Consider the following 10,092-nt stretch of genomic DNA (forward strand, 5'->3'; position numbering starts at 1 on the left):
CGAGGAACGGCAGGCCGCCGCACTACGCTGCTGTCGTGACCCCCTTGCCTGTGCGTGCGCTGTTAGGCGGGGTCGTCGGCGCGGCCGACGTGCAGCGACCCGAATGGCCCTACGCCCTCCTGCTGGCGCGGCGCTACCGGGAGGCCGTGGCCGCCCTGCCACGAGAGTCGGTCGGTGCGGAGTCCGTGGCCGTGGCGGTGCGCGATCTGGTCGAGTCGGCCTGCCTGGCGCGGGCGCCGCGGCACCTATCCGGTCCCCTGCCGCAGGACCCCGATGCCGCGGCCTTCGTCCGCTACCTGCGCGCGGAGACTGCGATGACCGCCGGGCTGGTCGCCGAGTCGGAGAAGCTGGCGGCGGCCGCCGTTGACGCCCTCCCTGCGGCGTCGGTCTGGAGCCTCACGGCCCGGCTCGTGCGGGCGCGGGCACTGGTGTTCCTCGGGCGGCTGCCTGAATCGCTGGCCGAGGCCGCGCGGGTGCGCGAGCGGGCGCACCGCCAGGGATGGGCGGCCCCGCTGCTCGTCGTGGAGTCCGTCGAATGCATGGCTGCGGCCTTCGCCGGGGACGTCGAACGGGTCGAGACGTGGGCGGAGTCGCTGCGGGTCCGGGTGCCTCGTCCGGCGACGTTCGCCGAGCAGATGACTTACCTGATCGCGGCGCTGTCGCTGAGCGGGGCGGGCCGGCCGACGGCCGCAGCCGAACTACTCTTCACCTCCTGCGGCGGCCGCGGCCTGCCGGACCTGCCGCTGTTCGCGCGGGCCTACGCCATCGACGTCATGGTCGAGGGGTCCCTGGCGACGGCCCAGGTGGCGGTGGCCGCCGAGTACGTCGCCATCGCCGACCGGCTCGACGTCGAGGCGCATCCGATGGCCGCAGCGGCCCTGCATCGCGCGCGGGCGCGCCTGGCGGTGGTCCTGGGAGACACGCCGATGGCGCTGGCACAGGCAGAGGCTTCCGGGAACCGGGCCGGTGACGTCGGCGGCGAGCTGTATGTGATCCGGGCCGCCCTGTTGCAGGCGGTCGCGCGCGCCGAGGGCAGCGAGGTCCCGGCCGAGGCCGCGCGCGATGCGAGCCGGGCCGGGCCGCAGGACGTCACCGCTTGGGCCGTCGGCGAACTGACCCGGTTGGGCGCGGTGCCGCGACCGGTGCCCGGCATCGGCTGGGATCGGCTCACTGCCCGCCAGCAGATCGTCGCCCGGCTCGCGGCCCTCGGGCGGCGTAATCGAGAGATCGCCGAGGTGTTGCGCATCTCGGTCAAGACCGTGGAGCGCGACATCTCGACGGTGCTGCGACTGCTGGCCGCGCCGAGGCGCGTCGACCTGGCACGGGTCGTGCCGATGGGGGTGCCGGAGGTGTCGGCAGGAGCGGCGACGGCGCTCACGCCGCGACAGGCGGAGGTGGCCGGACTCGTCGCGCAGGGACGCACGAACGGCGAGATCGCCGAGGCGTTGGGCATCGGCGTCAAGGCCGTCGAGAAGCACCTGACTGCCGTCTTCGACCGGCTTGGCGTCGACTCCCGGACCGCCGTCGCCGCCGCCCTGCGCGCCTGAGCGGCGGCCTCGGCCTCCTAGGATCGGGGCATGAGCACGCAGATGCGCGACGAGGTCCATGCGGCTGCCCGGCGGGCGCGCGAGGCGTCGATCCCGTTGGCCACGGCCACCCGCGCGGTCAAGGACGCCGCCCTCATCGCGGCCGCCGAGGCGCTGGTGGCCGCCACCGACCGGATCGTCGAGGCGAACGCCGCCGATGTCGCCGCCGCGCGGGAGGCCGGTACCGGCGAGCACGTCATCGACCGGCTCCGCCTGGACGCCGGCCGAGTCGCCGCCTTCGCCCAGGGGGTGCGCGACATCGCGGCGCTGCCCGACCCCATCGGCGAGGTCGTGCGCGGCTCGGTGCTGCCCAACGGTCTACGCATGACGCAGATCCGTGTGCCGATGGGCGTCATCGGCATGATCTACGAAGGCCGCCCCAACGTCACCGCCGACGCCGCGGCGATCTGCCTCAAGGCCGGCAGTGCCGTCCTGCTGCGCGGGTCGGCTTCGGCGGCCCAGTCCAATGCGGTGATCGTCGACGTCATGCGGGGGGCCGTCGAGGCCGCGGGACTGCCCGCCGACCTCATCAGCCTGCTGCCCAGCGACGACCGCGCCTCGGCCACCGAGCTGATGCGCGCCCGCGGCCTGGTCGATCTGGTGATCCCTCGCGGCGGCGCCGGCCTCATCCGCGCGGTGGTCGAGGAGTCGACGGTGCCCGTCATCGAGACCGGCACCGGGAACTGTCACGTCTACGTCGACGCCGATGCCGATCTGGACATGGCCCTCGGCATCGTCGTCAACGCCAAGACCCATCGCACGAGCGTCTGCAATGCCGCCGAGTCGCTGCTCGTGCACCGCGACGTGGCCGGTGAGTTCGTGCCGCGAGCCGTCGCGGCGCTGCGCGAGCACGGTGTCCTGATCCACGGCGACGCTGCCTTCCAGGCCGCCGATCCGGCGGTCGTGCCGGCGACCGACGAGGACTACGCGACCGAGTACCTCGACCTGGAGATCTCCGCGCGCGTCGTGGACTCCGTGGACGACGCCATCGCGCACGTGCGGCGGTTCTCCTCGGGACACACCGAGGCCATCGTCACCGCCTCGGCACCGACGGCCCGTCGTTTCACCCTGGGCGTCGATTCGGCCGCCGTCATGGTCAACGCCTCGACCCGGTTCACCGACGGCGGGGAGTTCGGTTTCGGCGCCGAGATCGGCATTTCGACCCAGAAGCTGCACGCCCGCGGCCCGATGGGCCTGCAAGAGATGACGACCACGACGTACGTCGTCGAGGGCGACGGCCACGTGCGCTGATGGACGGCGCCTCGGCCGAGTGCGCCAGAGTCGCGGGACGGTGATGCGCGGAGGCGATCAGCTCGCCCAGCGGGCGACCTCGTCACCTGTCGGAGCCTCGGGGATGTCGGCGTCGTCGTAGCCGAAGGTGAGGTCGTCGCCCTCCTCGCCGGAAGTCCCGAGCATGATCGGGCGAGCGTCGTCGAGTGCGACCCAGAGAAGGCGCCCGCCCCCGCTCAGCTCGAGGCATTCGACGCCGGCGATCTTCCGGGTGTCGCCGGCGGTGACCTCTCCCTTCAGTTCGAGGGCCTTATCGACGAAGGCGTCACGGTCGGCCAGGTCGGTGAGGTCTTCCATGTCCGGTTCACCGGTGACGTCGATCCAGCGGTCGCCGACGGTCTCCATGAACGCCTGTGAGACGTGGTCGAGTTCGCGGTCCCAGAACGCCTCGTTACCGCGGAGGTAGGAACTGCCGCCGATTCGGAGCACTTCGAGTTCCACGTCGCCCATGGTCAGGAGGCCGTGGCCGTCTTCGCCGTCGTAGGAGAGGGCGACCTCCATCTCTTCGCCGTCATCGACCATCTCGCCGCTCACGGTGAACTGGTCGATGTCGAGGAGACGGTCTGTGGAGAGGTGGCCGATCTCGTCGGGCGGGAGGTTCTCGATCGCCGAGTCGCCGCCGGAGCCGCAGGCACCGGCGAACAGGAGCGCGGTGCCGATCAGGATCGCTGCCGTGCGCTTCATGGCAGGAGCCTAATCAGCACCGCCGGCATCCGCCGATGAAAGCGGCCGGTTGCCTCGTGCGGGGTTCTCTCTCGCGCCGGTGTCGGCACCTCGACGCGGAAACCGCATGCCGGTGGGCCGGTGGGCCTGCAGGAGATGACGACCACGACGTACGTCGTCGAGAGCGACGGTCACGTGCGCTGGTAGGTTGACCCCATGCTGACCACGATTCTCGCCTCGGCCGAGCACGCCGAGGAGGCTGCCGTCAGTCCCTACGTCATCGGTGGCGTGGCGCTCGGCATCCTCATCCTGCTGCTGTTGATCCTGCTCGCCTTCGGCAAGGGCCGCGAGCACACCTGAGCGTGAGTCAGCCGACGCCCGGTGCCGGCGAACGCCGCCGGATCGGCGTCATGGGCGGCACCTTCGACCCGATCCACCACGGACACCTCGTGGCGGCCAGCGAGGTCCAGGCGACCTTCGGCCTCGATGAGGTCGTCTTCGTGCCCACCGGCCAGCCGTGGCAGAAGGCCGGGCGCGACGTGTCGCCGGCGGAGCATCGTTATCTGATGACGGTCATCGCGACGGCGGCCAATCCCCGGTTCGAGGTCAGCCGCGTCGACATCGACCGCGACGGCCCGACCTACACCATCGACACGCTGCGCGATCTGGTCGGCCGGTACCCCGATGCGGACCTGTTCTTCATCACCGGTGCCGACGCGATGGCGCAGATCCTCACTTGGCGCGATCACGACGAGTTGTTCGACCTGGCGCAGTTCGTCGCCTGCACCCGGCCCGGACATGACCTGGACGAGGCCATGATCGCCGCGCTGCCGGTCGGCCGGGTGACCATCGAGGAGATCCCGGCGCTGGCGATCTCCTCGACCGACTGCCGCGACCGGGTGCGCAGCGGCCAGCCCGTCTGGTACCTCGTGCCCGACGGCGTCGTGCAGTACATCGGCAAGCACCGCCTCTACACCCCGACCGACCAAGGGACGCCATGACCGCTTCGGACCTCGCCCTGACGCTGACCCGCCTCGCCGCCGAGGCCGCGACCGAGAAGGCCGGTACGGATGTGCGGGCCTTCGACGTATCCGAGCAGTTGTACATTACCGATGTCTTCGTCATCTGCTCGGTGACGAGTCCGCCGCAGGCGCGCGCGGTGCAGGACGAGGTCGAGGACCGGCTGCGCGAGCACGGGGCCAAGGCGGTGCGACGCGAGGGTTCCCGCGAGGGGCGTTGGATCCTGTTGGACTTCACCGACATCGTCGTACATATCCAGCACGTCGAGGAGCGCGAGTTCTACGCGCTGGAGCGGCTGTGGCGCGACTGTCCCGAGGTCCCCACCACATGAGCGAGCGGCGGGTCGCCCGATGGCAGGTGCCGACGGGCCGATGCCGACCCGATGTGACGTGTCGGGGCGGCGTGCTCTAGGATCGGTGATCGGCCTTCGGGCCACTCCCACTACGGGGCATTGGCGCAGTTGGTAGCGCGCTTCCATGGCATGGAAGAGGTCAGGGGTTCGAATCCCCTATGCTCCACCCAAAGTGCCTTACGGGAACACGCGACATCGGAAGATGTTGAGTGTTCCCGTTTGGCTTCCCTGTCCACGACGGCCTCGTTGATGATCGTCTTGAACGGTTCCGTGAGTCGTGGACGTAGCTGCTCGTCCTCGCTGATCTCCAGCCGGTCGTAGAACGCTTGGTTCGCGAGCCTGCGGTTCCCGTCGTCCGAGTGCGCATACGCCCGGTGTGCGTCGGTGAGGAGTCGCAGCGAGTCGTGGAGGAACGCCCGCGCCCCGGTGTGGTGTTCGTCGTGATGGGTGAGGCGCTGTTCGATGTCGGCGAGTCCTGAGCGGATGCGGTCTTGATGCCGCTTCAACGTCGAGAGGTCGATGGCGTCGGCGAAGTGCGCGGCCAGCAGTTTGTCGCTCTCTGCTTCGAGCCCGGCGCGGTTGGCCGTGAGGTCGGCGAACTCTTGATCCCGTCCGGCGCTCCGCTCATCGAACGCGGCATCGATTTCGGCGGCGAGGTGCAGGTAGTCGGCCTCGCTGATCGTGATGCCCCTGTACGAATCCTCGACCAGTCGTTCGGCGACCTGGACGGGCACGGCCCGGCGGGTGCAGGTCGTCTTCTTCGCGGCTCTCCCGGAGCAGATGAAATAGGCGTAGGTCGTGCCGCGCGGATTCGTTGCGAAGTCCAGCAGCATCCGCGACCCGCAACTTCCGCAGTGCAGCAGCCCTTTCAGGTGGTGCACGTGCTGCACATGCCGGGTCATCCTGGCGTTACGCGCCTTCAGCAGCGACTGCACCTGATCGAACAGCGTGGGCTCGATCAGCGGCTCGTGTGCGTCGGGATGCAGGGCTCCCTTGTAGCGGATCACTCCCGCGTAGTACGGGTTTGTGAGCAGCTTGTAGAGCGTGTTCTTCCCCAGCGGCTTCGACGGCCGCTTCGGAGACGGCACCGTCGTCAACCCGCGGGCCGTGAGGTCGCGCAACAGCCCGGTGACAGACGTCTCACCCTTGGCGTAGGTCTCAAACGCCCACCGAATCAGCGGTGCACGTTCGGGATCGACCTCGACAGTGCGCATCTCGCGGCCCGCATCGTCGGTCTGGCGCACGTTGAGGTAGCCGACCTGGGCGCGCATCGGCGTTCCACCCTGAGCGAGCTTCTGCGTCAGACCCTTGGTGACTTCGGTGGCGAGGTTGCGGCTGTAGAACTCCGCAATGGACGACATGATCCCGTGGACAAGCATCCCCGACGGCGTCTGATCGATCGACTCCGTTGCCGACACCAAGGTCACCCCCGCTGCGAGGAGCGCTTCGTGAATCTTCACATCATCAGCCCGGTTGCGAGCGAGCCGGTCGAGCTTATGCACGATGCAGAACGTCACCTGGGACGCGGCGATGAACGCGAGCATGTCCTGCAACCCGTCACGATCCGCCGAGCGTGCCGACTCGCCCGCGTCAACGAACTCCCGCACGACCCGTGCCCCGAGTTCGTCGGCCTTCCTCGCGTTCGCCTCACGCTGCGCGGGGATGGAGAAGCCCTCGTTGGTGCCGCCACGCTCGGCCTGCTCCCGCGTCGAGACACGCAGGTAGGACACCGCAAGCAGCACCGGGGCGTCCGCCTCAACGGCAGTGTCGGTGGTGACTGTGGTGCTCATGGTGGGCCTCCTTGCGGGTGTGGTGCTTGGTCTCGATTCTCTCGCGCACCCCTGACAAACCGAAGGGGCAAGGGCGCCTCCGCGAGGCCTTCTGGCGGCGGGAGGCTGTAGGGGTCGGGCTCACCAGCGACCCAGGCGCGGTGTCGGGCTTCGGCGATGCCGAGCACCCACTCGATGAGCTTGCCCAGGTCAGGCTCATCACGCCGCGTCACCCGCAGCCGTAGATTCCTCGTCTCGCTCGCCATGAAGGACAGGTGCACGCCCGCCCGCACGATGCACGAAACTCTGCTTCAAGATCGTTCCCCCCAGAGACGACACGCCTCTTGCACATCAAGGACTCGCCACTTACGTCGGTGACGAAACCGACGTACCGTAGAACATGGCTCTCAAACGCTATGACCCCGACGAGGCAGAGTTCGATGCCCGTTACCGGCGTTGGCTCGCCGCTCTCGAATCCGGCGATGAAGCCGAACTCCTGGAAGCCACGGCGGCGATCCCCACCCTGAACAGCCAGGTACTCGATAGGTTCTTCGCCGTCCAGAGCGACGACCTCGAACGGCCCGGGCAACGGGCTATGGAGCAACGTCTGATCGTGCTCCTCAGTGAGCTTCGCCCACACGAGGCGGCCAGGCTCCGTGAACTGCATAAGGCCAGGCAACGGCGTCTCGACCGCACCACCCGCGTTTCGCGCACGGTTGAACTGCCGACGAAGTGCGCGCGCTGCGGCAGCAAGCTCAAGGATGTGAAGCCGACGGGCAGGCCGCGCATCTACTGTTCCCCTGCTTGCCGGAAGGCCGCGTACGAAAACCGCCGCGCTCGCCGTGACGGGGCTGCCAAGGTTCAGGTGGTCGAGCGCGTGGTCACAGACGTCCGGGAACGCCGCATCGAGGTACCCCACCCGCGAATCGACTGCATCAAGTCGGTACTGGCCGACGAGGACGCGATGATCCGAGTGATCTGGACGCTCGCTGTCCTTGTACAAGACCGCAGCCGCAAGGAGTACGACCCCGGCCAGCCGGAGTTCGAGAGGCTCCGCCAACACGCAAGGAGCCTGCACGAAGCCCTCGAACACCGCACGGTCAACGATCAGTCGTAGGACTGCTCGCCTGGTCTGCGTGTTCCCGGCGGCGTGTCAGTGGCCCCGGATACGATGGGAGGGTGTTGATGGTGGACCTGCTGAGCGTCGCCGAGAGCGAGCGAGTCGCCGCCCTCGGTGGGCTTGATGCGCGCACGCAGAGCGAGTTTGGGCAGTTCTTCACGCCCGCAGTTGCCGCGCAGCTGATCGCCTCAATTCCCCGCCTGCCCGAGCGCGGGACGTTGCGTGTGCTCGACCCAGGCGCAGGCTCAGGCGTGCTTGCCGCCGCACTCGTCAGCCGCGCCCTCACAGAACAGCCAGAGCTGTCGATTGAGATCGTCGCGGTCGAGCGCGACCCTCTCGTCCTGCCAAGCCTCCGGGCAACGCTTACGGCATGTGAGCAAGCGGGTGGTGGCCGAGTCCACGCCAAGGCAGTCGAAGCGGACTTCATTCTCGACTCCGTCGGCCTGGATGCTTCGCTCCACCTCGACGGCCAGTTCGATCTCGTGATCGAGAACCCTCCGTACGGAAAGCTTGCGGTATCGAGCGCGCATCGGACGGCCATGCGTGCCGCCGGTGTCGATGCGCCGAACCTGTACGCTGCGTTCCTCTCCCTGTCTGTCGCTGCCCTCAGGATCGGTGGGCAAGTGGTGGCGATCACTCCCCGCTCGTTCTTCAACGGCCCGTACTTCGGCGCGTTCCGTGCTCACCTGCTCGACTCGATCGCTCTCGACCGAGTGCACGTTTTCGACTCCCGCTCCACGGTGTTCGCCGACACCGACGTCCTCCAGGAGAACGTGATCTTCGCTGGAACGCGCGGCGCGGCCTCGGGTGTTGTCGAGCTTTCCGTCAGCCGTGACCACACCGACGATGTCTCAACCCGTCCCGTCGCGTACGAGCAAGTCGTCTTCCCAAACGATCCCAACCGATTCATCCGGCTTGCGACCGACGCCGACGACACGGCGGTCGCCGAGGTTGTGCTTTCTCAGCCTTGTTCCCTGACCGATCTCGGTGTGCAAGTCTCAACCGGTCGCGTGGTCGATTTCCGGTCGCGCCATGCGCTCAGTGCTGTCGAGCAGCCTGGCGCTGTACCGCTGATCTATCCAGGCAACCTTCGAGACGGCGGTGTGGTCTGGCCGAGAGAAATCCGCAAGCCGCAGTGGTTCCACCCGACTGACGACAAGGATCGTGGGATGCTCCTGCCGGAGGGCTGGTACGCAGTTGTCAAGCGGTTCAGCGCGAAGGAGGAACGCCGACGAATCGTTGCTTCGGTCTGGTCGCCGCTGGACAACCCCGGTGAGGTGGCGTTCGAGAACCACCTCAACGTCTTCCACATCGGCGGGCACGGTATGGACGAGGACCTTGCCAAAGGCATCGTTGTGTGGCTCAACTCGTCGGTCATCGACAAGTTCTTCCGCACGTTCTCCGGTCACACCCAGGTCAACGCCACCGACCTTCGAACCCTCCGGTTCCCCACCGCCGACGCACTGCGCGACCTGGGACGCAACTCCGTCGCGTCCCAGTCGGAGGTTGACTCCCTGGTCAAGGAGTTGATCGCGGCGTGAGCGAGCTGAACGACGCCGCCCATGAGCGCGTGGAGGATGCTCGGATCATTCTTGAAACGCTCGGTATGGATGCCGAGCGCAGCAACGAACGATCAGCGCTCGTGGTGCTAGCGCTCCTGAAACTCACCCCCTCCGAGTCCTGGGCCGAAGCTGCCAATCCGATGCTCGGCACGCGCGCGATCATGGACTTCATCCGCGACGAGTACGGCAAGGACTATGCGCCGAACACCCGTGAAACGGTTCGGCGGTTCACGCTGCATCAGTTTGTGGAAGCGCAGCTCGTCGTGCAGAACCCCGATGAGCCGCAACGCCCTGTCAACTCGCCAAAGTGGAACTACCAAGTCACAGCCGAAGCGCTGGACGTTCTGCGCACGTACGACACCGACGAGTGGCCGTCCGCTGTCGATCGGTACCTCACCGAGCTGCCCGGCCTCAAGGCCCGGTACGCAGCAGCGCGCGAGATGGATCGCATCCCGCTCACCCTAGCCGATGGATCGGTCTTCACCCTGACGCCGGGCGGCCAGAACGTCCTCCTCAAGGCGATGGTCGAGGACTTCTGCCCGCGCTTCACCCCCGGTGGACAGGTCCTCTACATCGGCGACGCAGGCGACAAGTGGGCGCTCTTCGAACGCGATACCCTCGCGTCGCTCAACGTAGAGGTTGACGAGCACGGCAAGATGCCCGACCTCGTCATCTACCTACCAGACCGCAACTGGCTCGTGCTTCTCGAAGCCGCCAGCTCCCACGGCCC

The 10,092-nt window shown here is 68.0% G+C and carries 9 protein-coding genes, 1 tRNA gene and 1 pseudogene; 9 read left to right on the forward strand and 2 right to left on the reverse strand.

Going from position 1 to position 10,092, the window contains the following annotated elements:
* Positions 1-35 precede the first annotated feature (35 nt).
* Both QM597_RS02345 and QM597_RS02350 read left to right on the forward strand, forming a co-directional pair.
* A complete protein-coding gene (locus QM597_RS02345; protein WP_415003263.1) occupies positions 36-1,547 on the forward strand; it encodes a LuxR C-terminal-related transcriptional regulator in 1,512 nt (503 codons plus the stop codon).
* Positions 1,548-1,577: 30 nt separating this feature from the next.
* The gene (locus tag QM597_RS02350) at positions 1,578-2,837 is read left to right on the forward strand and encodes a glutamate-5-semialdehyde dehydrogenase (protein ID WP_415003264.1); all 1,260 of its coding nucleotides are present in this window, start codon (positions 1,578-1,580) and stop codon (positions 2,835-2,837) included.
* A gap of 57 nt (positions 2,838-2,894) precedes the next feature.
* Here the strand turns inward: QM597_RS02350 and QM597_RS02355 are convergent, their stop codons facing one another.
* The gene (locus QM597_RS02355) at positions 2,895-3,560 is read right to left on the reverse strand and encodes a hypothetical protein (protein ID WP_415003265.1); all 666 of its coding nucleotides are present in this window, start codon (positions 3,558-3,560) and stop codon (positions 2,895-2,897) included.
* Between the two features lie 195 nt (positions 3,561-3,755).
* Between QM597_RS02355 and QM597_RS02360 the strand changes: the two genes are divergently transcribed.
* The 4 genes from QM597_RS02360 to QM597_RS02375 all read left to right on the forward strand — a co-directional run bounded on the left by QM597_RS02360 (position 3,756) and on the right by QM597_RS02375 (position 5,077).
* Positions 3,756-3,899 carry a hypothetical protein gene (locus QM597_RS02360; RefSeq protein WP_415003266.1) on the forward strand — a complete coding sequence of 48 codons (144 nt, stop codon included), beginning with the start codon at positions 3,756-3,758 and terminating at the stop codon, positions 3,897-3,899.
* 2 nt (positions 3,900-3,901) lie between these two features.
* The gene (nadD, locus tag QM597_RS02365) at positions 3,902-4,540 is read left to right on the forward strand and encodes a nicotinate-nucleotide adenylyltransferase (protein ID WP_415003267.1); all 639 of its coding nucleotides are present in this window, start codon (positions 3,902-3,904) and stop codon (positions 4,538-4,540) included.
* Positions 4,537-4,890, forward strand: a complete 354-nt coding sequence (gene rsfS, locus QM597_RS02370; protein ID WP_415003268.1) for a ribosome silencing factor — start codon at positions 4,537-4,539, stop codon at positions 4,888-4,890. Before nadD ends, rsfS begins: the two co-directional genes overlap by 4 nt.
* A 114-nt stretch (positions 4,891-5,004) precedes the next feature.
* A tRNA-Ala gene (locus QM597_RS02375) sits at positions 5,005-5,077 on the forward strand.
* 538 nt (positions 5,078-5,615) lie between these two features.
* Here the strand turns inward: QM597_RS02375 and QM597_RS02380 are convergent.
* A pseudogene (locus QM597_RS02380) lies at positions 5,616-6,701 on the reverse strand (recombinase family protein); the annotation flags it as partial.
* Between the two features lie 379 nt (positions 6,702-7,080).
* Between QM597_RS02380 and QM597_RS02385 the strand changes: the two are divergent.
* The 3 genes from QM597_RS02385 to QM597_RS02395 all read left to right on the forward strand — a co-directional run.
* Entirely contained in the window at positions 7,081-7,797 is a 717-nt protein-coding gene (locus tag QM597_RS02385; RefSeq protein ID WP_415003269.1) for a hypothetical protein, read from the forward strand.
* Between the two features lie 68 nt (positions 7,798-7,865).
* Positions 7,866-9,341: an Eco57I restriction-modification methylase domain-containing protein gene (locus QM597_RS02390; RefSeq protein ID WP_415003273.1), complete on the forward strand. Its 1,476-nt coding sequence runs from the start codon at positions 7,866-7,868 to the stop codon at positions 9,339-9,341.
* Positions 9,338-10,092 (forward strand): BsuBI/PstI family type II restriction endonuclease (locus QM597_RS02395; protein ID WP_415003270.1); only part of this gene is annotated, 755 nt, incomplete at its 3' end. The genes QM597_RS02390 and QM597_RS02395, both read left to right, overlap by 4 nt.

The organism is Aeromicrobium sp., assembly GCF_047607065.1.
Taxonomy (GTDB): domain Bacteria; phylum Actinomycetota; class Actinomycetes; order Propionibacteriales; family Nocardioidaceae; genus Aeromicrobium.